Genomic DNA, 23,056 nt, shown 5'->3' on the forward strand with positions numbered 1-23,056 from the left:
CCGTTTGGCGCGGCATGGCACCTGTCCGCGCACTTTTGTACGAATTCGGAAGCCGTTCCATGTCTGCAGCCGCAATCCCCGACCATATGAACCCCAAGCGCTCGTTTCAGGCGCTGATCCTCACGCTTCACAACTACTGGGCGGACAAGGGGTGCGCGGTTCTGCAGCCTTACGACATGGAAGTCGGTGCCGGTACGTTCCACCCGGCAACGACGCTGCGTGCGCTCGGGCCCAAGCCGTGGAAGGCTGCCTATGTGCAGCCGTCGCGCCGCCCGTCCGACGGCCGCTACGGCGAGAACCCGAACCGCCTGCAGCATTATTATCAGTATCAGGTCATCCTGAAGCCGAACCCGCCAAACCTGCAGGAACTCTATCTCGCCTCGCTCGCAGCGATCGGTCTCGACCCGCTGCTGCACGACATCCGTTTCGTCGAGGATGACTGGGAAAGCCCGACGCTCGGCGCCTGGGGTCTCGGCTGGGAGTGCTGGTGCGACGGCATGGAAGTGTCGCAGTTCACCTATTTCCAGCAGGTCTGCGGCATCGAATGCTCGCCTGTCGCGGGCGAGTTGACCTATGGTCTGGAGCGCCTCGCCATGTACGTCCAGGGCGTAGACAACGTCTATGACCTGAACTTCAACGGCCGCGAGGGCGACCAGAAGATCAGCTACGGCGACGTCTTCCTGCAGGCTGAGCAGGAATATTCACGCCACAATTTCGAATACGCCAATACGGAGATGCTGCACCGTCACTTCGTTGACGCCGAGAAGGAGTGTCAGGCGCTTCTCGCCGCCGGCGCGCCGGGCGACAATGCGAACCAGCTGCTGCACAAGTGCGTGTTCCCGGCCTATGACCAGTGCATCAAGGCAAGCCACGTGTTCAATCTTTTGGATGCGCGCGGCGTGATCTCGGTCACCGAGCGCCAGAGCTACATTCTGCGGGTGCGCACGCTGGCCAAGGCCTGCGGCGAAGCCTTCCTGCTGACGGACGCGGGTGGGGTAAATCTGGCGAAAACCGCCGCTTGAGGGTGGCGGTCAGCGGCGTTCGTCGCTTCTGACCTCGACACGGCGTTCCACCGGACGCGCCATTTTCTGGACAAAGAAGTACGAAGCGATGGCCAGCGTGTTGAGCAGGAAAAGTACTGCGCTCATACTGAGTGATCCTCGTCGCAAGTTTCTCACGCACGTCTATCTCGATCGTGCAGAATGAAAATATGGTGTCCGCGCACCCTGCGGTATCGTGATTTTTCACTACCCCTTGCAATCGATCGCCCGAAAGAGGCCGGAAATGCGGGATGACAATCTGCAGTAACGCGCATAGTCTCCCGGCATATTTTTTGTCGTTGCGGGGGATTCGCGATGTATTTCGTTCTTGGTCTTGTCGTTCTGGCCGCGCTCTATGCCGTCTTTATTTATAACGGCCTTGTTCGTGCCCGGCAGATGGCTGAGGAAGCCTGGTCCGGCATCGATGTGCAACTGAAGCGCCGCGCCGACCTGATCCCCAACCTGATCGAGACCGTCAAGGGTTACGCGGCGCACGAAAAGACGACTCTCGAAGAGGTCGTTGCGCTCCGCAACAAGGCCCAATCAGTTCCAGCAGGCGATGTCGCCGGCCGCGCCCAGGCGGAAGGTCTGCTCGGTCAGGCACTTGGCCGCGTGCTGGCGCTGGCCGAAGCCTATCCCGACCTGAAGGCGAACGAGAATTTCCGCGAGTTGCAGACCTCGCTCGAAACGATGGAAAGCGAAATCCAGATGGCGCGCCGCTACTACAATGGCGCGGCCCGTGATCTGAACGTCAAAGTCGAGAGTTTCCCATCCAATCTGGTCGCCGGCCAGTTCGGCTTCCAGAAGCGCGAGTATTTCGAGATCGCCAACGAAGCGGATCGCGCCGTTCCGACGGTAAAGTTCTGATATCCGCCATTTGCCTTTGCGCAAAAGCTGCTATGAGCAGGACATGATCGTTGGCTGGAGACGGCCTTCGCGCAAAGACGGAAAAGACAAGGAAATGAGTAAAGACAAGCTCACCATCATCCCGCCGGGCAAGCCGCTGACAGGCCGCGCCATCCCGCCCGGGTCGAAATCGATCACCAATCGCGCGCTGCTGCTGGCTGGTCTTGCCAAGGGCACCAGCCGCTTGACCGGTGCGTTGAAGAGCGACGACACGCGTTATATGGCCGACGCTCTGCGCGCCATGGGAGTGATTATCGACGAGCCTGATGATACGAGCTTCGTCGTCACCGGCAGCGGTAAACTGCTGCCGCCGCAGGTGCCACTCTTCCTCGGCAATGCCGGAACGGCGACCCGCTTCCTGACAGCTGCTGCCGCCCTGGTGGATGGCACGGTTGTCGTCGATGGCGATCAGCATATGCGCAAGCGCCCGATCGGCCCGCTCGTCGATGCGCTGCGGTCACTTTGCATCGACGCATCGACCGAAACCGGCTGCCCACCCGTCACCGTCAACGGCACCGGTCGTTTTGTGGCGAGCCGCATCCAGATCGATGGCGGCCTGTCCAGCCAGTATGTCTCGGCGCTCCTGATGATGGCCGCTGGCGGCGACAAGCCGGTGACGATCGAGCTGCTTGGCGAGGATATCGGTGCGCTCGGCTATATCGATCTGACGACCGCGGCGATGCGCGCCTTTGGCGCCAAGGTCGAGAAGACGAGCCCGGTGACCTGGCGCGTCGAGCCGACCGGTTACACGGCAAGCGACTTTGTGGTCGAGCCGGACGCCTCGGCCGCAACCTACCTCTGGGTGGCGGAGGTGCTGACATCGGGCAAGATCGATCTCGGTGTCGCGAACACCGCGTTTACGCAGCCGGATGCGAAGGCCTACGATCTGATCGCCAAGTTCCCGCATCTTCCTGCCGTCATCGACGGTTCGCAGATGCAGGACGCCGTCCCGACGCTTGCCGTTCTGGCCGCTTTCAACGAGACGCCCGTGCGTTTCGTCGGTATCGCCAATCTGCGCGTCAAGGAATGCGATCGCATCCGCGCAGTCTCGACCGGCCTCATGCAGATCCGTCCGGATCTGGCACGCGAGGAAGGCGACGACCTGATCGTCCAGTCCGATCCGGCTCTCGCGGGCCAGCGCCTGCCGGCCAAGATCGACACCTTCGCCGATCATCGCATCGCCATGAGCTTCGCGCTTGCCGGCCTGAGGATCGCCGGCATCACGATCCTCGATCCGGATTGCGTCGGCAAGACCTTCCCGACCTACTGGCGGACGCTGGCAGGGCTTGGCGTGACCTATGCCGACGCGGGCTGACGTTATCTGATGCGGCCGGGACGCCGCAGGCGAGGGGTATGATGATCCGACGGCTTTTCGGCCTTTGCTTCGTTCTGTTTCTGATGCTTGCGGCGCGTGGCGCCACCGCTGCGGAGGTGATTAACGCATTCGCCTCCGACATCGTGCTGGAAAAGGGCGGCGCGTTGACGGTGACGGAGACGATCACCGTCAACGCCGAAGGCAACCGGATCAGGCGCGGCATCTTCCGCGATTTTCCGCTGACCTATCAGGACGCGAAAGGCCGCCTCCGCCGCGTCGATTTCGACGTGGTCTCGGTCAAGCGCGACGGCCGCGACGAGCCCTGGCACACCGAGTCCATCAGCGGCGGCATCCGCATCTATGCCGGCTCGGAAGATGTGTCGTTAAGCTCTGGCCGCCACCAATACGTCTTCACATACCGCACCAATCGCCAGATCCGCTACTTCGACGATCACGACGAGTTCTATTGGAACGTGACCGGCAACGGCTGGATCTTCCCGATCCTGAGTGCCACGGCGATGGTGAACCTTCCGGATGGGGTCAGCGCGACGGATACCGCCTTCTTCACCGGCCCGCAGGGCGCGACGGACAGGAATGCAAGCGTTTCCGGAGACGGTAATCGACTGCTGTTCTCGACGACCCGGCCGCTCAACGCCGGTGAAGGGCTGACGATCGCCGTCAAGATGCCCAAAGGTTCTATCAATCCGCCGAGCGCCGACGACGAGCGGCGCTGGTGGCTGAGCGACAACCGCGACTACTTCCTCGGTTTCGGTGGCCTCATCCTCGTCTTCCTCTATTACACGCGCTCCTGGCTGAAGGTCGGCCGCGATCCGGCCCGCGGCGTGCTGGTGCCGCGCTGGGATCCGCCCGACGGCATCTCGCCGGCGCTGGTGAACTATGTCGACAATCGCGGCTTCTCGGGGCAGGGCTGGACGGCGCTGTCGGCCACGGCCCTCAACCTGGCTGTGCGCGGATACGTGGTGCTGGAAGACCTGAAGAACGCGATCATCATCCGCCGCACCGACAAGCCGGTCGGCAAGGAGAAGCTGGAAGCCGGCGAAGCGAGCTTGCTCAACGCCGTCGGAGCCAAGGGCTCCCTGACGATCGACGAGGCCAACGGAACGAAGGTGAAGTCGGCGGGGGACAGTTTCCGGGCCGCCATCGAGCGCGAGCACCGCGGCAAATACTACAATGCGAATACTGGATACACGACGGGCGGTATCGCACTCAGCGCCGTCTCGTTGGTGGCCCTCTTCGTCTTTGGAACGTTGGAGCCGGAGACCATCGCTTTGATGATCATTCCGATCGTCGTCGTCGTCTTCATTTCTGTCTTCGTTGCCGGCTTTGCCAAGTCGTTTCGCCCCGGCAGAGCGCTCGGCGCCAAGATCATGTCCGTGATCGCCATCGGTATCGCCGCCTTTATCGGCTTCAGCGTCGTGTCGTCGCTGGCATTGGCGCTGTTCTCCTCGCTGGTCGAGTTCCACGAGACGCCGATGCTGTTTGCCATCGGCGGCATCATCCTGCTGAACCTGCTCTACGTCTTCATCATGGGCGCGCCGACCCCGCTCGGGGCCAAGCTGACCGATGGCATCGATGGTTTGCGTCAGTACATGACGCTGGCCGAGAAGGACCGCATGAATATGGAGGGGGCGCCCGAGATGTCGCCCCGGCATTTCGAGAAACTCTTGCCCTACGCTGTGGCGCTCGGCGTCGAAAAACCCTGGTCGCGCGCCTTCGAGACCTGGCTTGCTGCAGCGGCGGCGGGCGCCGCTGCCGCGGCCTATGCCCCCTCGTGGTATTCCGGCAATTTCGGCAGCGGCAACTTCTCCGATCGCATCGGCGGCTTCTCCTCGTCGATGGCTTCGACGATCGCTTCCACCATTCCGGCACCGCCCTCCAGTTCGTCTTCCGGTTTTTCCGGTGGCGGCTCCTCGGGAGGCTTTTCCGGTGGCGGCGGTGGCGGTGGTGGCGGCGGCGGCTGGTGAGCTTGACCCCGGGGCAAGCATTCTCGCTTGACCTTTCGGCGCTCTCCCCTTAACCGCCAGACGGAAACGCGAAAGGGACGGGCATGAAGGTTCTGTTGATCGGATCGGGCGGACGCGAACACGCATTGGCCTGGAAGCTGGCGCAATCGCCGTTGATGACGGAATTTTACGCCGCGCCCGGCAATCCGGGCATTGCCGAACACGCGACGCTCGTCGCCGTCAATGTCGATGACCACGATGCGTTGATCGCCTTCTGCAAGGACAAGGCGATCGATTTCGTCGTCGTCGGCCCCGAAGCCCCGCTGGTGGCCGGCATTGCCGACAAGCTGCGCGCAGAAGGATTTGCCGTCTTCGGCCCGTCGGCTGCTGCGGCCCAGCTCGAAGGCTCCAAGGGCTTCACCAAGGATATCTGCGCCCGCTACGACATCCCGACTGGTGCCTACCAGCGCTTCAACAATGCGCCGAAGGCCAAGGCCTATATCCGCCTGCAGGGCGCCCCGATCGTCGTCAAGGCCGATGGCCTTGCTGCCGGCAAGGGCGTGACCGTCGCGATGACCGTCGATGAAGCACTCGCCGCCGTCGACGATTGCTTCGAGGGCGCCTTCGGTGCTGCGGGCGCCGAGGTCGTTATTGAGGCCTATCTCGATGGCGAGGAGGCGAGCTTCTTCTGCCTCTGCGACGGCAAGCACGTCCTGCCGCTCGCAACCGCCCAGGACCACAAGCGGGTGGGCGAGGGTGACACCGGCCCGAACACCGGCGGCATGGGCGCCTATTCGCCGGCGCCCGTGATGACGGCCGACATGGTCGAGCGCACCATGAAGGAAATCATCGAGCCGACCATGCGCGGCATGGCCGAAAGCGGCTATCCCTTCTCGGGCGTCTTCTTCGCCGGCCTGATGATCACCGCCAAGGGGCCGGAACTCATCGAATACAATGTCCGCTTCGGCGATCCGGAGTGCCAAGTGCTGATGATGCGGCTGGAGAGCGATCTGCTGCCGCTTCTCTTTGCCACCGCCAACGGCACACTCGATCAGGTGTCCGCCGAATGGACCGACGACCCGGCCCTGACTGTCGTCATGGCGTCGAAGGGTTATCCGGGCTCCTACGACAAGGGGACGCCGATCCGCCATATCCCGGAAGCGGGTGATGGCGCCAAGGTGTTTCATGCCGGCACAGCCCTGACGGACGGCGCGCTGGTCGCGACCGGCGGGCGGGTGCTCAACGTCACGGCCACGGGCAAGACGGTTGGCGAAGCACAGGCGCGCGCCTGTGCGTTGCTCGACAAGGTCGATTGGGACAACGGCTTCTGCCGCCACGACATCGGCTGGCGCGCGATCGAACGCGAAAAAAGCGCTGTTCGGTAGACCTGCCACCAACTTGCTTCTGTGTCTCGATACGCCCTGGCGGGCAGCCTGGAACGACCTAGCACCCTTGATGTGAATAGGAACTCAAGCCAGCGGGGTGATGTTCTGATTGAGGCGGAACATATTGTGCGGATCGAGCCGCGTCTTTAGGCGTGCAAGCCGCTGGTACTTGTCCGGACCATATGCATCTAAAGCTACGACCGTGCCGGCATCGGCCTGCTCGTTGACGTAATTCCCAGCCATCGAGAATGTGGAAAGCGATTTGCCGGTGATCCGCCCCCAGGCAATGCATCGATCGTCATCGGCAGCCTCGTCCCAAACCGGCTCTGCAAGCCAGTAGTAGCTTGCGCCTCTTCCCGTATACGCAGTTGCCTCGTCCGCTACATCGGCAACCGCTCCTCCGAGCTGCAACACGTAAATTTCGGAATCTGGCGTTGGTGCATCGGCGATGGAAAGCAGTAAGGCGTCGATTGCTTCATCGGTGATATCGGACCAGAATCCTCCCTTGCAATAATACCGTCGCGACCAGCAAAGATGCTCGTCGTTGCGGCTCTGCAGGCTGAGATAGGGCAGCTTGTCGACGCTCCCGATGCCGCCATCAGCCAGCGCTCCGAATGGTGACAGAACCGCGTGAGCGAGGGCAGCATCCCCCGACCAAACTGCCGTAACGCTGAGACCCGTGGCTGTCGCGGTGAAGTTGAGGGTAAAGTCGCGCGGTTGGCCATGCGCGCGGTCGCGCAGCGCCTGTAGGGCTTGCCGCATGTTGGCCGCCGGATAGTTCCATTCGCCGACTATGATGGAACCCAGCGGATGCATCCTGAACTTAAATCGGGTGACGACGCCAAAGTTGCCACCGCCGCCGCGGATGCCCCAGAAGAGTTCAGGTTCAGATGTTGCGCTTGCCCAAATGATGTCGCCAGCCGCGGTCACGATCTCCGCGCCCAGCAAGCTGTCGATGGTAAGGCCATATCTCCTGCTGGCCCATCCCATGCCGCCACCCAGGGTCAAACCTGCCACACCGGTATGCGAAATCACGCCCGCCGGTACCACGTAATCTTCAGGAACTGTCGCGCGATCGAGATCGCCTAGTAGTGCCCCGCCGCCGACCTCGATCGTGCGCGTATCTCGATCGACGGCGACGGCAGCTAGGTCCGATAGATCGAGAACAAGTCCCCCATCGCAGGTTGAGAATCCCGCAAGACTGTGGCCGCCGCCGCGCACCGCAAGCAGGGCGCGAGATGCAGCCGCTGCATGCACGGCCTTCCGGACGTCATCTACACTCTGCGGGCGGACGATCGCAGCAGGCCGCCGATCGGCGACACCATTCCATATTTTGCGATAGCGATCATAATCCTGATGGTCCGCCGTGATGACAGGGCAGCGGTGCCCTGCTAAAGAAAGTTCCTTCAGCAATAAGTTGGACATGTTGCGTCCCCCGACCCTCGCACAACCTCTAGCACATCCTGATCCGATCCAGAAACATCCTCCGATCGAAAAAATGAGAGGCAGGCAGTATATTTATCGAGATGGTTTCGCGTCGCATCGTGTTACGCTTCATGTGAGCCAATGGAGCGTTCAGCCGCTTTTGAGCGCAGAAGCGGTCAGAGGTTGGCATGTGCTACCGAACAGTGCAAAAAAGCGTGAGCAAGACGCGAAATCGGGTCAGTTCCCTAAATTTTTACCCTTTCCCCTGACGGGATGGAAACAAAGGCGCGCTAGTCTCTTCTCAACGTGAGACGGAGTGTTCCATGCGTCAGGTCTTCTTTGCTGCGATAGCTGTGTTTGCCGCGGGATCCGCCTGCGCCTCTTCGATCGAGGTGGTCGGCAAGGACACGCGCACCAATGGCGGGAGCATCAGCCAAGAAAGCTGCCCAAGCTGCCCGGCGCTCGAACCCGTCGAGCGCAGGAGGGACTACGTTGTCCCGACGCTCACACCCGGCTCGCTGCAATCCTCGGAAATCCGCGACGTCGATGGCGAGAAGAAGCTCTATCGCACCGAGGGCTGGATGGGCGGCTCGCCCGTCGTGTTCGTCACGAAGGCTCCGCCCGAGCCGATGACGGCATCCGCACCGCCTGCCGACAATATCGACCGCGCTTCGACGACGGCCGCTGTGATCGGTGGTGACGTCAAGCCGATCGCTGCAAGCGTGATAGGTGCGCCGAAGGAACAAACGGTCCCGCTGGACGTTTCCACCTTCGAGCTTCGGCTCTGATCTCCAGTTCCCTGCCCCAGCCTGACCAAAGTTTCGGTCGACCGGGCTCCACCCCCGCGGTGGATGAAATGCGTCCCTGAGAGAAGCAGGGACGCATTTTTCGTATCTCGTTGGCCTTGCCGGCGGGCACACCCGCTAATCTCATCCCGTCGAGGACGGCAGCGATGCGGTCTGGATACTTACCCGCTTGACCGGCGCGGACGCGCTCAATCGTGATATCAGGCGTCAGGCGTCAGGCGTCTGAGCGCGGCAAGGTGGCGATGGGCTTCCTCCATGCGCCCGAGATGCGCGCTCGCAGCAATGAGCACCCACAGCGTTGCCTCGAAATTCGGATTGCTGGCAAGCGCTCTTGATGCCCAGGCCACGGCCTGGTCGTACTCTCCGAGGATCACATGGGCGTGCGCTATGCCGCAAAGCGAGAAATGCGCGCCGCGATCTCCCGGCGTCAAGCGATTGGCTCTGTGGAAGTGCCTGAACGCATCCCTGATGTCACCGCAATGAAGATGCCCGACGCCGGCCCTGACGACGGCCATCGGATTGTTGGGATTGGATTCAGCCGCCGCCTAAAGGACGGCGAGGCCCCAGTCGTAATCCTTTGCCATCTGCATCAAGGCGACGCCGCAATGGGCCATGACCATCGCGTCGCCGGCGCCGTGCTCCAATGCTCGCCGCGCCAGTGCGGCACATGCCTGCACATCGTCGTCGGTGAGCGCCGGCCAGCCCATCGTGTAGCGATGCTCGAGCGCCCCATGTAGCATGGGCAAGCAGCTGTGCATTGTCCGGCTCGGCGGCAAATCCCTGCATGAGAAGCGCATAGGCGGCCGCGTTGTCGCTTTCGGTTTCGCTCGAGATCTTGGCCAGTGCCTGCAGGTAGATGTCGTAGGTCGCCACGCTTCCGGGACGTTCGCGTCGCGATCGCTCGATCTCGGCCGTCTGGATCAACGGCTCGATCAGCGTCGCGACGCGCTCGGTGATTTGATCCTGAAAGTCGAATATCTCGTCCAGAGCGCCATCGAAGGTCTGCGCCCACATATGCGTGCCGCTTTGGCCCTCGACAAGCTCGGCCACGATGCGCAGCCGAGTGCCCGACTGCCGGATGCTGCCTTCGAGCACGTAGCTGACGCCAAGTTCCGCGGCGATCTTGCGCACATCCGTTGCATTGCCCTTGTAGGCAAAGGAGCAGTCCCGGGCGATCACGGCAAAGCTCCGGAAGCGGCTGAGTGCCGCGATGATCTCGTCAGCGATCCCATCGGCAAAGGAGTCCTGCCTTGGATCGCCGCTAAGATTGCTGAAGGGGAGGACCGCGAGGGCAGGCCTCACCTCCGGCGCTGGCAGAGCGGCTTTCGTGTCCGCATCGACGCGGATGAACCGGTAACCGACGCGCGGTACCTGGCGATCCACTCCTGTCCCCCGGGCGCTGGGCCGAGCGCCTTGCGTGGTGCTGCGACCTGGATGGTGAGGTTGCTTTCCTCGACCGCGATTCCGGGCCAGACGCGCTCCATCAGCGCAGCCTTGGAAACGACAGTCCCTCGGGCTTCAAGCAATGCCTCAAGAAGCGCGATGCCGCGGTGGCCGAGCGCCACCGACCGCCCGTTGCGCAGGAGGCCGCAGCCGGGATCGAGGACAAATTCGCCGAAGGCATGCGAAGGCTGCACCATGTGGGAAATATAGCCTAACGACCATGGTCGGAAAACGAGACAACGTGCCTTTGCTAAATCACTTCAACCTATGGAGGCGAATTGGTTCAAAATTTCCGCCAACTGCAAGAATGCGCTGATTACATTTGACAATCCTGGGAGGCTCGCCACTTGGCAAATGTTAATCCCTCCACTCTAATTCTAACAACGAAGGCCGGAAGACGCATGATTGTCGTCGCCAAGCGCGGTTCAGCGCAGAGGTCGGGAGTTCACCGATCCGGAATTGCCGAACCCACCGATTTTGCGAGACATTCAATGAAAAAGCTTAAGATCGCCCATCAACTTTTTGCCCTCGTGGGGGTGCTCATGGCGGCTTTCGCCATTGCCACCTACTTTCAGATCAAGACGACGTCGCAGGTGATCTACGACGATCGCTTCGACCTTCTGCGCACGCAGGTCGAGTCCGGGATCTCAGTTCTCGATTCCTACTACCAGCGCGAAAAATCAGGCGAGATGACGCACGAAGCAGCGCAGGCCGAAGCGTTCAAGGTTCTCTCGAAGGTCAAGTTCGAGCCAACAGGCTATCTATTCGGCTATGACTACAACGTCGTTCAGCGCTTCCACCCGAAGCCGGATAACATCGGCAAGGACATGAGCGGTCAGGTGGACCAGAACGGCACCTATTTGAGCAAGGACATGGTCGCCAAGGGTAGAGCCGGCGGCGGCCGGACGATTTACTACTGGAGCAAGCCCGGCCAGCCAGCAGACAAGCTGTTCGAGAAGGGCTCGTACTCGGCAGCCTTCGAACCCTGGCAGCTGGTCGTTTCCAGCGGCGTCTATCTCGACGATCTGCAGGCGCAAATCAATGCCGCTGTCTGGAAGGCGCTTATTGCCTGCGTTATCGTCGGCGTCGCCGGCATCGCTGCCGCCTACTACTTCATCCGCGGCATCTCCAAGCCCCTGCAAGATGTCCATCAGGCATTGAAGGCCGTGGCCGACGAGAACGTGACGCTCGCCATTCCGCATGCCGACATGAGCAACGAAGTCGGAATGATGGCCAAGGCGACGCAGTCTTTGCAGCAGAAGGTGAAGGAGCGCCACGCCATGTCCGAGCGCGAGGCCGCCCAGCAGATGGCGCTTGAAGGCGAGCGCGAGAATAGCCAGCGCCTGCAGCGCGACGAAACGACCGCCCAGAACCATGTCGTCACGACAATCGGCCGGGCGTTGGAACAGATCGCGCGCGGCGACCTGACGGTTCGCTGCGCCGATCTCGGCCAGAAATACGCGGCCCTCCGCGACAATTTCAACGATGCTCTGTCGCATCTCGAAGCCGCGATGGCCAAGGTCAGTGCCAAGGGCGGCGACATTGCCGTCAGCAAGGAAGAGATCCGTCGCGCCTCCAACGATCTGTCGCAGCGTACCGAGCGCCAAGCCGCGAGCCTGGAAGAAACCTCCGCAGCACTTGATGAGCTGACCGTCGCGGTCCGCCAGACCGCTGACGGCGCCCATGAGGCAAGCAAGCGCGTCGAGGCCATCAGCGGCGAGGCGAGCCGCAGCGATGCCGTTGTCTCCGAAGCGATCGAAGCGATGAGCGGCATCGAAAAGTCGTCTGCCGAAATCGGCAAGATCATCGGCGTCATCGACGACATCGCCTTCCAGACGAACCTTCTAGCGTTGAATGCCGGCGTTGAGGCTGCACGTGCCGGCGAATCCGGCAAGGGCTTCGCTGTCGTCGCTCAGGAAGTTCGCGAACTTGCACAGCGCTCGGCCGCCGCTGCCAAGGAGATCAAGGATCAGATCGCCCGCTCGTCCGGTCAGGTCGATCACGGCGTCCGCCTGGTCGGCGAAACGGGCGAGGCGCTAAAGCGCATCTCCGATCAGATCAAGGCTGCCAACGAGATCGTTGCCAAGATCGCCCACAGCGCCTCCGAGCAGGACACGACGCTGCGTTCGATCTCGTCCTCGATGAACCAACTCGATGCCGCAACCCAGCAGAACGCCGCGATGGCGGAGGAAACGACCGCTTCGGCAGAGTCGCTGGCGAGCGATACCGACGAGCTCTTGAACCTAATCCGCAGCTTCCGCGTCGGCGGCAGCAACGACCATGCCGTGCAGGCTCGTCGCGCCGCCTGAGGTTGGGCATCGAGACAAAAGAACGGCCGCCGGAGCGATCCGGCGGTCGTTTTGCATGGAGGAGGCCAAGCAGAAGCGCTCAGGCGGCGTGGTGGGCCTCGTCGGCGGCGAGCCCTGCAACAAGCTGCTCGACTTCGCGATCGGAGTAGACGGCGATACCAGCCTGCTTCAGAAGCGCGGCAGTCACGCCATTCCCCGCTTGCCTGTGTCCGGAGAACGTCCCGTCATAGACAAAGCCCGAGCCGCAGGAGGGGCTGCCGTCGATCAGCAGCGCATAGCGGCAGCCGGTTTCGGTCGCGAGCGCCAGCGCATTTTCGGCCGCCTGCCCGAACTCTTCCGTCACATCGCCGCCAGTGATGTCGACGACGCGCGCACGGCCAGCGAGCACATCCTCGCCCGTGGCGCCGCCTTCGATTTCGGCGGGCGGACGCGGCACCGGCATTCCGGCCGACATCTCAGGACAGATGGTTACCAGCCTGCCTTCCTCGATCCACCGCGCGATCGCGGGGTGGGCAAGGGGCTTCGACTGCCCGTCATAGCGGACAGCATGGCCCATGAGGCAGGCGCTGACGAGAATCTTGTTCATGGCTTTGGCATAGCCTCAAGGACGTGATAGTGCCAGCCCGCAGTCAGGCGTAATGAAGGGGAACAGAGTGCAGCGAAGCATTGGCGTGGACAAGACATGACCGATCTTGCGGTCTATGCCGGTCTTTTCCTGGTGGCCTTTGCGGCAGCCACGATATTGCCGATGCAGTCGGAAGCCGGACTGGTCGTGCTCATCCTGGCGAAGCAGTATCCGGTCCTTGCGCTGATCGCGGTGGCGACCGTTGGCAACGTCCTCGGCTCGGCCGTCAACTGGCTGCTCGGCGTCGGCATCGAGCGCCTTCGCGGCAAACGCTGGTTTCCAGTAAGCCAACCCGCGCTCGACACGGCACAACGCTGGTATCGCCGCTACGGCAAGTGGTCGTTGCTTCTGAGTTGGATGCCCGTGGTCGGCGATCCCATCACCGTCGTTGCCGGTGTGCTGCGCGAACCGTTTCCGATATTCCTGTTGCTCGTCACCATCGCGAAAACAGCGCGCTACGGCGTCCTCGCTGCCGCTACTCTCGGCGTGATGAGCTGACGCAGGTTCCAATTCCATCCTTCAATCAATTCTGAGCAAGGATGGAATTAGATAGAAAGCGCAAGATGTTACGGCGTTGCAGCTTAGCCCGAGATCTTCGAGAAGTCGGCGACGGTGCCGGTTGCCTCGCGGATCAGGCGCAGCAGGGCAAGACGATTGGCGCGAATGGCGGCCTCTTCGTCATTGACCAACACGTCGTCGAAGAAGCGGTCGACCGGTGCGCGCAGCCTGGAGAGTGCTTCCATCGCCGAGCGGAAGTCTTCCTTTGCAACGGCCGTTGAGGCTTCCGCGGAAGCCGTGGTGATGGCGGCAAAGAGCTCCTTCTCGGCGTCGAGGCGGAAGAGGTTTTCGGAGACGCCGTCGGCGATCACCGTACCCTTCTTCTCCTCGGCAGCCAGAATTTGCGTGGCGCGCTTGGTGCCGACCAGGAGATTTTTACCGTCCTCCGAGGTAATGAACGCCGTCAGCGCCTCGACACGGCGGGCAATCATCAGAAGATCGTCGGCTTCGGGCGTAACCACGGCGTCAATCAGGTCGTAGCGCGCGCCTTGGTCGCGCAGATAGACCTTGAGGCGGTCGTGGAAGAAGGAGAGGAGGTCGAGTTGACGTGACATCCCATCGCCGACGATAGCACTGCTTGTCATGTAGTCGCCACCTTGGAGCTTCTTTTCGGCGGATGCTCTGTCTAGGAGATCTGCATCGATCCGCGCCATGTGCGAGGCAATCGGCGTTAGCAGCGGGATACGAACCTTGCGCTCGAGCAGGATGCGGATGACGCCGAGTGCTGCGCGGCGAAGCGCGAAGGGATCCTTGGAGCCGGTGGGCTTCTCGTCGATAGCCCAGAAGCCGGTCAGCGTATCGAGCTTGTCGGCGAGCGCGACGGTGATCGCAATCTTGTCCTCCGGAACGCGGTCGTTCGGCCCCATCGGCTTCCAGTGATCCTCGATCGCTGCTGCGACCGAGGCGTCCTCGCCCTGGAGCGCGGCATAGCGGCGGCCCATCAGGCCCTGCAGTTCCGGAAACTCGCCGACGGCCTCGGTGCGAAGATCCGCCTTGGCCAGAACCACGGCCCGGTCGACAAGCTTGTAGTCTGCGCCGATCTGCATGACGAGCTTGGCCGCAAGCGCGCGGATGCGCTCCACGCGTGCGCCCTGCGTTCCGAGCCTGGCGTGGAAGGTCACGTTGAGCGCGTTGAGCTTGGCCATGCGCTGGTCAAGCGGCTTGGAGAGGTCGAGGTCGAATTTCTTCGCCGAAGCTTCCAGCGTTTCGAGGTCCGGCAGATTGCCCTGGTCGCGCTTCCAGAAGTGTAGCGCGTCGGAAAGACGGGCCCGCACGACCTTGCCGTTGCCGTGGATGATCTCCTTGCCGCCATCGCTCGCCTGGATGTTCGAAACGAGGATGAACTTGCTGGAAAGCGTGTCGCTGCCGATCGGGCGCGTCACGAAGCACTTCTGGTTCGTCTTGATCGTCAGGCGGATGATGTCGGCCGGGATCGAGAGGTAGTCTTCCTCGAAGCTTCCCATCAGCACCTGCGGCCATTCGACGAGACCGGAGACCTCTTCCAACAGGCCCTCGTCCTCGACCAGGTCAAGGCCGCTCGCAAACGCGATGTCGCGGGCGTCGTGCAGGATGATGTCCTTGCGCCGATCGGCATCAAGAATGACCTTCGCCTTTTCGAGATTGGCGACATAATCGTCGAAGCGCTTGACGGTGATGGCATCAGGCGCATGGAAGCGGTGGCCGCAGGTCACGTTGGAGGCGACGATGCCGTCGATCGAAAACGGAATGACAACCGTTTCCTCATGCTCGGTGCCGAATGTGCAGACGATCGACTGCAGCGGCCGCACCCAGCGCAGCGAACCGGGCTTGGCGGATGCAGCACCCCAGCGCATCGGCTTCGGCCAGGGGAAATCGCGGATGATGCCGGGCATCACGTCACTGATGATCGCTTCGGCGGCGCGGCCCGGCTTGGAGATGACGGCGATGTAGAAGTCGCCCTTCTTCGGGTCGCTCTGGATCTGCGCCTCGGAAATGGAGGACAGGCCGGCGCCGCGCAGGAAGCCTTCGATCGCCTTCTCGTTGGCGTCGGTGCGGGGGCCCTTCTTCTCTTCGCGCACGTCGGCGGAGCGCGCCGTCAGGCCACGAATGTCGAGTGTCAGCCGGCGCGGCGTCCAGTATTCGCGCGCACCCTCGTAGGACAGTCCTGCTTCAACAAGCGCATCGGTGACGAGCTTCTTCAGGTCGCCGGCAGCCTTGCGCTGCAAACGGGCCGGGATCTCTTCGGAGCGGAGTTCTAGGAGCAGATCTGGCATGTCACTTTCCTTGCCTTCGGTGGGGAAGGCGCCACTAAGGCGGGTCTGAAAACGGTCGCCTCTGCTAGCAAAGAATGCCGCGTCAGCACAACCGCAAAAACAGCCACCGGCCGTGCTATGTTGCTGTGGATAGGGACGTCGGGCATTGCCTTGCCGCTTTTCGCCGCTATGGTCCCGCAACTTTCGTGAAACGCAGGAACTCTCATGGCCGCTGACCTTCGCTCGCTTGCCGCTGTCATCTCTTCCGAAATCAACGTCCGGCCCGATCAGGCCAAGGCGGCGATCGAGCTGCTGGACGAGGGAGCAACGGTGCCCTTCATCGCCCGTTATCGCAAGGAAGTGACCGGCGGCCTGGACGATACGCAGCTGCGCAATCTCGCCGAGCGCCTGGTCTATCTGCGCGAACTGGAAGCTCGCCGCGACACCATCGTCCAATCCATCACCGGCCAGGGCAAGATGACCGACGAGTTGATGGCAAAGATCGCCAAGGCGGGCACCAAGGCCGAGCTCGAAGATCTTTATCTCCCCTACAAGCCGAAGCGCCGCACCCGCGCCGAGATCGCCCGTGAGCGTGGCCTCGGGCCGCTGGCAGAAGCCATCCTAACCGATCGCTCGAAGGAGCCTGCGATGCTGGCGGAAGGCTACATCACCGCCGATGTGCCGGATGTGAAGGCGGCACTCGAAGGCGCGCGCGACATCGTCGCTGAAGGCATTGCCGAAAATGCCGATCTGCTTGGCAAGTTGCGCGCCCATATGCGCAACGCGGCCCTGCTGAAGGCCAAGGTGGTCGACGGCAAGCAGGCATCGGGCGAGAAGTTCTCCGACTATTTCGACCATTCCGAACGTTGGGCAACCGCCCCCGGTCACCGCGCGCTGGCCATGCTGCGCGGCTGGAACGAGGAGGTGCTGACGCTGACGATCGACGCGGATGTCGAGACCGCATCGCCCAACAAGCCGGTCGAGCGCATGATTGCAGCGGCCTACGAAATCGGCAACAGTCGCCCATGCGACCGTTGGCTGATGGAGGTCGCGAGCTGGACCTGGCGCGTCAAGCTCTCAATGTCGCTGTCGCTCGACTTGATGCGCGAGCTTCGCGAGCGCGCCGAGGAAGAGGCTATCCACGTCTTCGCCCGCAATCTCAAGGATCTGTTGCTGGCAGCGCCCGCCGGTTCGCGCCCGACCATGGGCCTTGATCCGGGCATCCGCACCGGCGTCAAGGTCGCCGTCACGGATGCGACCGGCAAGGTGGTCGCGACGTCCACCGTCTATCCCTTCCAGCCGAGAAATGACGTGCGCGGTGCGCAGGTCGAACTTGCCTCGCTGATCCGCAAGCACAATGTCGAGCTGATCTCGATCGGCAACGGCACCGGCAGCCGCGAGACGGAAAAGCTGGTGGCCGACATGCTCGCCGAACTGCCAGGCGCCAAGCCGACCAAGGTGATCGTCTCGGAGGCCGGTGCTTCGGTCTATTCCGCCTCGGAAACAGCGGCACTGGAGTTCCCGAACCTCGACGTATCGCTGCGCGGTGCCGTTTCCATCGCGCGCCGCCTGCAGGATCCGCTGGCCGAACTCGTCAAGATCGAGCCCAAATCGATCGGCGTCGGCCAGTATCAGCACGATGTCGACCAACAGAAGCTGTCACGCTCGCTGGATGCCGTCGTCGAAGACGCGGTGAATGCCGTCGGCGTCGATCTCAACACCGCCTCCGCGCCGCTGCTCTCCCGCGTCTCCGGCGTTGGCGCCTCGATCGCCGAGGCGATCGTCAAGCACCGCGACAGCGAAGGCCGCTTCGAGACCCGCCGCGATCTCCTGAAAGTCGCGCGCCTCGGCCAGCGCACATTCGAGCAATGCGCTGGCTTCCTGCGCATTCGCGATGGCAAGGAGCCGCTCGACGCCTCCTCGGTCCACCCGGAAGCCTACGGCGTTGCCAAGAAGATCGTTGCCGCCTGCGGTCGCGACCTGCGCTCGCTGATGGGCGACAGCGCTGTCCTAAAGGCGGTCGATGCGGGTAGGTTCATCGATGAGAAATTCGGCCTGCCGACGGTGAAGGACATTCTCGCCGAACTGGAAAAACCCGGCCGCGACCCGCGCCCGAGCTTCAAGACCGCGACCTTCGCCGAAGGCGTTCACGAGGTCTCTGATCTCAAGCCCGGCATGATGCTGGAAGGCACGGTCACCAACGTCGCGGCCTTTGGCGCTTTTGTCGACATAGGCGTACATCAGGACGGATTGGTTCACGTTTCCCAGCTCGCCGATCGCTTCGTCAAAGATCCTCACGAGGTTGTGAAAGCCGGCGACGTCGTCAAGGTTCGCGTCGTGGAGGTCGATGCCAAGCGTAAACGCATCGGTCTGTCGATGAGAAAGGACGACGGTTCGCAGCCTTCGGCGCCGCGTGGTGAGTCGCGTGGAAACCAGCCGGTGCGCAGCCAGAACGACCGACGCGCGGCCCCTTCAAAGCCGGAGAGCCATGGCGCCTTTGGAGCTGCGTTGGCCGAAGCGATGAAGCGAAAATAAGCGCTTAGCAGACGCATTTGCAAAAATGTCACACATCGGCGACCATGTTGCCGAGGTGCGAAATACGGCGCTTGTAAGGCGGATGATAGATACTAAGTTGATCGGACTGTCCTGTCACATTGCGAGGCCTTATCAATGGCGTCGGCTTTCTTATCGATTGTCAAAAAACTTATCCGCAAGGGTAACCTGAAGCTCACACTCGCCAATGGCGAGAGGCATATGATTGGCGACGGTACTGGTGATCTGGTCGTCGTTCGCGTTGCCGACGAGGAGGCGGAGAAGTTGATCCGCCGCGACCCCACCCTCAAGCTCGGCGAAATGTACATGGAGGGCCGGTTCATACTTGAACACGGCAGCATCTACGATTTCCTGGAGATGGTGAAACAGAACACCACCAACGAAATCTTCGATATCCCGATGGCGGCCCTTCTGATCAGCCGCATCGCTCTTCAACAGCTGAAAAGCCGTCTGCCGGTCAATCGCAACAAGCGCAACGTCGCACACCACTACGATCTGTCCGAAAGGCTGTTCGAACTCTTCCTCGACCAGGATTGGCAGTATTCCTGCGCCTACTACGACCCGCCGGGCATCAGCCTGGAGGAGGCGCAGGTTGCCAAGAAGCGCCACATTGCCGCCAAGCTCCTGCTGGAACCGAACCAGCGCGTGCTTGAGATCGGCTCCGGCTGGGGCGGCATGGGCATGTATCTGGCGGAAGCCGCGCCCGGCCTCGATGTCACCGGCATCACGCTCAGCGAAGAGCAGCTGAAGATCTCGCGCGAGCGTTCGAAACAGCGCGGTCTGGCCGACCGTGTCCGCTTCGAGTTGCAGGACTACCGGACGATGACCGGTCAGAAGTTCGATCGTATCGTCTCGGTTGGCATGTTCGAGCATGTCGGCATCGGCAACTTCGACAAGTACTTCAAGAAGGTGCACGCGTTGCTGGCCGATGACGGCGTCATGGTCCTGCATTCCATTGCCCGACCGAAGCCGAGCTTCGCGACCAACGCCTTCATCGAAAAGTATATCTTCCCGCAAGGCTACATCCCCTCGATCGGAGAGACGATCCCTGCGATCGAGAAGGCCGGTCTTCTGGTGCGCGACGTGGAAGTGCTGCCGCTTCACTACGCCCAAACGCTCCGCCATTGGCGCGAGCGCTTCGTGGTGAACAAGGCCGCGGCTGTCGCCCTTTACGACGAGCGCTTCTTCCGCATGTGGGAGTTTTATCTGGCCGGCTCGGAAATTGGCTTCCGCTGGGACGAACTCTTCGTCATGCAGATCCAGATTTCCAAGAACCAGTTTTCCACGCCGGATAATCGCAACTACATCGCGCAGAACGAGGCGAAGTTGAAGGAATTCGAGGCGACGCGTCCGCCGCTCGAAAAGGTTATATTGTGATCACCAGGAAGGCGCGGCACCCACCGCGCCTTTTCTTTTCTGGAAAGGGGCCGACACATGAGCATTGCGTTTCCCGAGATCTATCTCGTCCGGCACGGCGAAACGGAATGGAGCCTTTCCGGAAGACACACCGGCCGCAGCGATATTCCTCTGACAGAAAATGGTGAAGCGGCGGCGCGCCAGGTCGGTCCGCGCCTTGCGGACAAGCGCTTCACCGCTGTGTGGTCCAGCCCGTCGCAGCGCGCCCGCAAAACCTGCGAACTCTCCGGCTTTGGCGCCAGCGCGATCGTCAAGGACGATCTCGCCGAATGGGACTACGGCGCCTATGAGGGCATCACGACCAAGGAAATCCTTGCAACCCGACCCGGCTGGCAGCTGTTTCGCGATGGCTGCCCGAAAGGCGAGGCGGCGCAGGACGTCGGCGCAAGAGCCGACCGGATCATATCGGAACTGCAGCAGGCCAATGCCCCGATCCTGATCTTCTCCAGCTCGCATTTCCTTCGCGTGCTTGGCGCTCGCTGGCTAGGACTGTCGCCGACGGACGGCGCGCGCTTCATCCTCGACACGTCAAGCATCAGCGTTCTCGGCTACGAGCACGACCTGGCGGAGCCGGTGATCCGGCGTTGGAATGGCATTTAGCAATACGACTTTGACGCGCAGTTCCGACTCAGATTGAGTGTCGACAGTTGAGGCGCGAGGGGAGCGTGGGATGCTACGCGAGACTTTCAGCATTATCGGTAGAAACCGGGCTATGTACGTGACGGTGGTCATCGCTACGATCGCGCTTGTCGACGGCTCTCCAGTAGAACGACGTCCAGCGGAGCGACAACCTTCATGTGGAGCTATCTCGCAATGTGTGTTCAAGGAGCGGTGCTCTACGCCGGACCGTTCGGTGAGGTTGGAAAGCGCGCAGGCTTCGCCAAAACAATTCCTTACTTTCTGAAGACGGCAGCGCTCCTGGTAGGCGCGCTCGTCATCTCGCTGCCGGTGTTCATGTTTTTGCCCTCGCAGATAGGTGTGTCGGCAAGCGTGCTGATCTTTGCTTCCGCTACGTTGATTGTTTACGCACTGGTACTGTCGCTATTGGGAACCTGGCCGACCTCGAGCATCACCGGTCTTGGGACATCGCTTGTAGATGCTCTCCGGCGTGGCATAGCTCGATTTTTCCCAACGTTCGGTCGGCTCATCGCGGGGATCATTTTGCCGGTGGTCCTTTCGATGCTGCTCATCGTGGTTGCGTACCGGTTTGCGACCTCGCCATTGCTGTTGGTCGATGGAAAACCGAACATCCTTATCCTCGCCGTCTCGGCGACTGCTGCATTCCATCAGGCAGTTGGCGTGAGCTATGCCGCGGTTGTTCTTGCCCGCGTTTACATTTCCGCGGAGCAGGGCTCTAAGGAGTTTAGCGGTGCGGCCGCATGACGGCTTGACCCGTGCTTCAACCGATCGCTAGATGGCGGCATGCAACAGATCGGCGGAATAAACGGGCGCGTTGCGGATGCGCCTTCGAACAACTGGGTTTATCGGGTCCTGCCTCCCTGGCTCTGGCCCTATGCGCAGCTTGCGCGCTGGGATCGGCCGATCGGCTGGCAGCTCTTGATGTGGCCCTGCTTTTGGTCAGCGGCTATGGCCGCGAATGCGGCGGCTTATGTTGGCCAGTTCTCCGGCGGAGAGCTGATTTTCCATCTCGTGCTGTATTTCATCGGCTCTGTCGCGATGCGCGGCGCAGGGTGCACCTACAACGATCTTGTCGATCACAAGATCGACATGGAAGTGGCGCGTACCCGCTCACGTCCGCTGCCGTCGGGCCGGGTCACGCGCACGCAGGCGAAGGTGTTCATCGTCCTGCAGGCGCTGGTAGGGCTGCTGGTCGTGCTGCAGCTTAACTGGTTCTCGGTCATCCTCGGCGTCGTCTCGCTCGCCATTGTGGCGCTCTATCCCTTTGCCAAGCGCTTCACGGACTGGCCGCAGTTCTTCCTTGGCCTTGCCTTCTCCTGGGGCGCCTTGATGGGCTGGGCGGCGATCTTCGGCAGCCTTTCGCTGGCGCCGATCCTCCTCTACGTCGCCTCGGTGGTCTGGACGATCGGTTACGACACGATCTACGCCCACCAGGATAAGGAAGACGATGAGCTGATCGGCGTTCGTTCCACCGCGCGGTTATTCGGCGACAAGACGAAACAGTGGCTGGTCGGCCTCTATGGTCTGACGCTTGTGCTCGCCTTCTGCGCCTTCCTGGTCGCAGGCGTCGGCCTATTTGCCTATCTCGGTCTGCTCATTGCGGCCGGCATGTTTGCCTGGCAAATCGTAACGCTGGATATCAACGACGGCGATCAGTGCCTGGCATTGTTCAAGTCCAACAATCGCGTTGGCCTGATCATCTTTCTCGGCCTCTTTCTTTCGCTTCTCTTCGTCCTGCCCTGAGGCGAAAACGACAATGCCCGGCACAAAGGCCGGGCATTGATGATTTGAAACGCCGCACCGCTCAGCTGCGGGCGATGATTTCCTTGCCTTCGATCTTCATGGCGACGCCGAGCTTACCGGTTGTGCGGCGCACGAGGAAGCGCGGGCGGCGGTTGGCGAAGTAGGAGTGGCGGCGGCGCGGCTTCAACGCGCTGGTGCGCAGGTCGCCGAGATGTTCTTCCAGTGGACGTGCAACCCCGTCGGCCTCGACCATCAGCATCGGAATGCGGAAGGCCTCCGACCAGCCGCGCCAGTCGGCGGCTATGTCGGAGAGATCATGGGCGACCAGCAACGGGACACAGAGATCGGGATCTTCGTGGTGAAGTTCCAGGGTGACGGTGACTTCGCCGTCACCATGGTCGATGGCGCGGGCGGCAACGCCCTTGAAGGCGCGCTTGGGAAGGGCGATCGAAAGCGGCAGGCCGCTCGAGGGAAGAACCTTGCGCAGGATCGCGCCACGTTCGTCGATCGTTATGCTCACGTCACTTGAGGAGTCATGGATGGCGTAGCTGACCTGCTGGGGAAAGCGAGACGGATCGAGACGCAGTGTCGTTCCAGCCCACACGGGCTTCATAACGGTGTTGTTCATGTTCATTCTACCCTTGTCTTACCTGAGAGCCGGCTTCCGGTCTTCTCCTCGGGGCTTTTCGCCCTCTATG

Annotated in this window: 17 protein-coding genes and 1 pseudogene; 13 read left to right on the forward strand and 5 right to left on the reverse strand. The window is 61.9% G+C overall.

The annotated features are described in order from the left end of the window. The first annotated feature begins 86 nt into the window (after window positions 1-86). The 5 genes from WGT02_RS05800 (at window position 87) to purD (ending at window position 6,610) form a co-directional block, all read left to right on the forward strand. On the forward strand, window positions 87-1,022 hold the full coding sequence (locus WGT02_RS05800) for a glycine--tRNA ligase subunit alpha (protein ID WP_024314293.1): 936 nt from the start codon (window positions 87-89) through the stop codon (window positions 1,020-1,022). Window positions 1,023-1,355: 333 nt separating this feature from the next. After that, a complete protein-coding gene (locus tag WGT02_RS05805; protein WP_024314292.1) occupies window positions 1,356-1,907 on the forward strand; it encodes a LemA family protein in 552 nt (183 codons plus the stop codon). A gap of 94 nt (window positions 1,908-2,001) precedes the next feature. After that, complete coding sequence (locus WGT02_RS05810) at window positions 2,002-3,261, forward strand: 3-phosphoshikimate 1-carboxyvinyltransferase (RefSeq protein ID WP_208248692.1); 1,260 nt, start codon at window positions 2,002-2,004, stop codon at window positions 3,259-3,261. A 41-nt stretch (window positions 3,262-3,302) separates the two neighbouring features. Beyond that, window positions 3,303-5,246, forward strand: coding sequence for a DUF2207 domain-containing protein (locus tag WGT02_RS05815; protein WP_208248689.1), 1,944 nt, complete (start codon window positions 3,303-3,305; stop codon window positions 5,244-5,246). An 83-nt stretch (window positions 5,247-5,329) separates the two neighbouring features. Next, the gene (gene purD, locus WGT02_RS05820; protein WP_024314289.1) at window positions 5,330-6,610 is read left to right on the forward strand and encodes a phosphoribosylamine--glycine ligase; all 1,281 of its coding nucleotides are present in this window, start codon (window positions 5,330-5,332) and stop codon (window positions 6,608-6,610) included. 84 nt (window positions 6,611-6,694) lie between these two features. Here the strand turns inward: purD and WGT02_RS05825 are convergent, their stop codons facing one another. After that, the gene (locus WGT02_RS05825) at window positions 6,695-8,035 is read right to left on the reverse strand and encodes an FAD-binding oxidoreductase (protein ID WP_208248687.1); all 1,341 of its coding nucleotides are present in this window, start codon (window positions 8,033-8,035) and stop codon (window positions 6,695-6,697) included. Window positions 8,036-8,358: 323 nt separating this feature from the next. Between WGT02_RS05825 and WGT02_RS05830 the strand changes: the two genes are divergently transcribed. Next, a complete protein-coding gene (locus WGT02_RS05830; protein WP_024314287.1) occupies window positions 8,359-8,823 on the forward strand; it encodes a plant virulence effector HPE1-like domain-containing protein in 465 nt (154 codons plus the stop codon). A gap of 124 nt (window positions 8,824-8,947) precedes the next feature. Here WGT02_RS05830 and WGT02_RS05835 read toward each other — a convergent pair. Then, window positions 8,948-10,481: pseudogene (locus WGT02_RS05835) on the reverse strand (winged helix-turn-helix domain-containing protein); the annotation flags it as partial. A gap of 294 nt (window positions 10,482-10,775) precedes the next feature. On the opposite strand from WGT02_RS05835, the gene WGT02_RS05840 reads away from it, so the two are divergent. Further along, a complete protein-coding gene (locus WGT02_RS05840; RefSeq protein ID WP_208248685.1) occupies window positions 10,776-12,593 on the forward strand; it encodes a methyl-accepting chemotaxis protein in 1,818 nt (605 codons plus the stop codon). A gap of 79 nt (window positions 12,594-12,672) precedes the next feature. Here WGT02_RS05840 and WGT02_RS05845 read toward each other — a convergent pair whose 3' ends face one another. Beyond that, window positions 12,673-13,179 (reverse strand): DUF523 domain-containing protein, encoded by a 507-nt coding sequence (locus tag WGT02_RS05845; protein WP_024314286.1) that lies wholly within the window; start codon window positions 13,177-13,179, stop codon window positions 12,673-12,675. Between the two features lie 96 nt (window positions 13,180-13,275). Here WGT02_RS05845 and WGT02_RS05850 point away from each other — a divergent pair, with 96 nt between their 5' ends. Then, a complete protein-coding gene (locus WGT02_RS05850; RefSeq protein WP_024314285.1) occupies window positions 13,276-13,716 on the forward strand; it encodes a YqaA family protein in 441 nt (146 codons plus the stop codon). Window positions 13,717-13,799: 83 nt separating this feature from the next. Here the strand turns inward: WGT02_RS05850 and glyS are convergent, their stop codons facing one another. Further along, complete coding sequence (glyS, locus tag WGT02_RS05855) at window positions 13,800-16,028, reverse strand: glycine--tRNA ligase subunit beta (RefSeq protein WP_208248684.1); 2,229 nt, start codon at window positions 16,026-16,028, stop codon at window positions 13,800-13,802. A gap of 204 nt (window positions 16,029-16,232) precedes the next feature. Here glyS and WGT02_RS05860 point away from each other — a divergent pair, with 204 nt between their 5' ends. The 5 genes from WGT02_RS05860 to ubiA all read left to right on the forward strand — a co-directional run bounded on the left by WGT02_RS05860 (window position 16,233) and on the right by ubiA (window position 22,358). Then, entirely contained in the window at window positions 16,233-18,542 is a 2,310-nt protein-coding gene (locus WGT02_RS05860; protein ID WP_208248680.1) for a Tex family protein, read from the forward strand. A gap of 135 nt (window positions 18,543-18,677) precedes the next feature. Then, the gene (locus WGT02_RS05865; protein ID WP_024314282.1) at window positions 18,678-19,937 is read left to right on the forward strand and encodes a cyclopropane-fatty-acyl-phospholipid synthase family protein; all 1,260 of its coding nucleotides are present in this window, start codon (window positions 18,678-18,680) and stop codon (window positions 19,935-19,937) included. Window positions 19,938-19,994: 57 nt separating this feature from the next. Continuing rightward, on the forward strand, window positions 19,995-20,576 hold the full coding sequence (locus tag WGT02_RS05870; protein ID WP_024314281.1) for a histidine phosphatase family protein: 582 nt from the start codon (window positions 19,995-19,997) through the stop codon (window positions 20,574-20,576). Window positions 20,577-20,771: 195 nt separating this feature from the next. Beyond that, window positions 20,772-21,359: a hypothetical protein gene (locus WGT02_RS05875; RefSeq protein ID WP_225039579.1), complete on the forward strand. Its 588-nt coding sequence runs from the start codon at window positions 20,772-20,774 to the stop codon at window positions 21,357-21,359. 39 nt (window positions 21,360-21,398) lie between these two features. Further along, window positions 21,399-22,358, forward strand: coding sequence for a 4-hydroxybenzoate octaprenyltransferase (gene ubiA / locus WGT02_RS05880; RefSeq protein ID WP_024314279.1), 960 nt, complete (start codon window positions 21,399-21,401; stop codon window positions 22,356-22,358). 61 nt (window positions 22,359-22,419) lie between these two features. Here ubiA and WGT02_RS05885 read toward each other — a convergent pair whose 3' ends face one another. Next, a complete protein-coding gene (locus WGT02_RS05885) occupies window positions 22,420-22,986 on the reverse strand; it encodes a DUF6101 family protein (RefSeq protein WP_024314278.1) in 567 nt (188 codons plus the stop codon). Between the last annotated feature and the right edge of the window lie 70 nt (window positions 22,987-23,056).

This window comes from Rhizobium sp. T1470 (assembly GCF_042140505.1).
Taxonomy (GTDB): domain Bacteria; phylum Pseudomonadota; class Alphaproteobacteria; order Rhizobiales; family Rhizobiaceae; genus Rhizobium; species Rhizobium favelukesii.

What these genes read in the sequence shown, in the direction of transcription:
- WGT02_RS05800 (WP_024314293.1), top strand. Translation starts at nt 87, where the DNA reads ATGAACCCCAAGCGCTCGTTTCAGGCGCTGATCCTCACGCTTCACAAC.
- WGT02_RS05805 (WP_024314292.1), top strand. Translation starts at nt 1,356, where the DNA reads ATGTATTTCGTTCTTGGTCTTGTCGTTCTGGCCGCGCTCTATGCCGTC.
- WGT02_RS05810 (WP_208248692.1), top strand. Translation starts at nt 2,002, where the DNA reads ATGAGTAAAGACAAGCTCACCATCATCCCGCCGGGCAAGCCGCTGACA.
- WGT02_RS05815 (WP_208248689.1), top strand. Translation starts at nt 3,303, where the DNA reads ATGATCCGACGGCTTTTCGGCCTTTGCTTCGTTCTGTTTCTGATGCTT.
- purD (WP_024314289.1), top strand. Translation starts at nt 5,330, where the DNA reads ATGAAGGTTCTGTTGATCGGATCGGGCGGACGCGAACACGCATTGGCC.
- WGT02_RS05825 (WP_208248687.1), bottom strand. Translation starts at nt 8,035, where the DNA reads ATGTCCAACTTATTGCTGAAGGAACTTTCTTTAGCAGGGCACCGCTGC.
- WGT02_RS05830 (WP_024314287.1), top strand. Translation starts at nt 8,359, where the DNA reads ATGCGTCAGGTCTTCTTTGCTGCGATAGCTGTGTTTGCCGCGGGATCC.
- WGT02_RS05840 (WP_208248685.1), top strand. Translation starts at nt 10,776, where the DNA reads ATGAAAAAGCTTAAGATCGCCCATCAACTTTTTGCCCTCGTGGGGGTG.
- WGT02_RS05845 (WP_024314286.1), bottom strand. Translation starts at nt 13,179, where the DNA reads ATGAACAAGATTCTCGTCAGCGCCTGCCTCATGGGCCATGCTGTCCGC.
- WGT02_RS05850 (WP_024314285.1), top strand. Translation starts at nt 13,276, where the DNA reads ATGACCGATCTTGCGGTCTATGCCGGTCTTTTCCTGGTGGCCTTTGCG.
- glyS (WP_208248684.1), bottom strand. Translation starts at nt 16,028, where the DNA reads ATGCCAGATCTGCTCCTAGAACTCCGCTCCGAAGAGATCCCGGCCCGT.
- WGT02_RS05860 (WP_208248680.1), top strand. Translation starts at nt 16,233, where the DNA reads ATGGCCGCTGACCTTCGCTCGCTTGCCGCTGTCATCTCTTCCGAAATC.
- WGT02_RS05865 (WP_024314282.1), top strand. Translation starts at nt 18,678, where the DNA reads ATGGCGTCGGCTTTCTTATCGATTGTCAAAAAACTTATCCGCAAGGGT.
- WGT02_RS05870 (WP_024314281.1), top strand. Translation starts at nt 19,995, where the DNA reads ATGAGCATTGCGTTTCCCGAGATCTATCTCGTCCGGCACGGCGAAACG.
- WGT02_RS05875 (WP_225039579.1), top strand. Translation starts at nt 20,772, where the DNA reads ATGTGGAGCTATCTCGCAATGTGTGTTCAAGGAGCGGTGCTCTACGCC.
- ubiA (WP_024314279.1), top strand. Translation starts at nt 21,399, where the DNA reads ATGCAACAGATCGGCGGAATAAACGGGCGCGTTGCGGATGCGCCTTCG.
- WGT02_RS05885 (WP_024314278.1), bottom strand. Translation starts at nt 22,986, where the DNA reads ATGAACAACACCGTTATGAAGCCCGTGTGGGCTGGAACGACACTGCGT.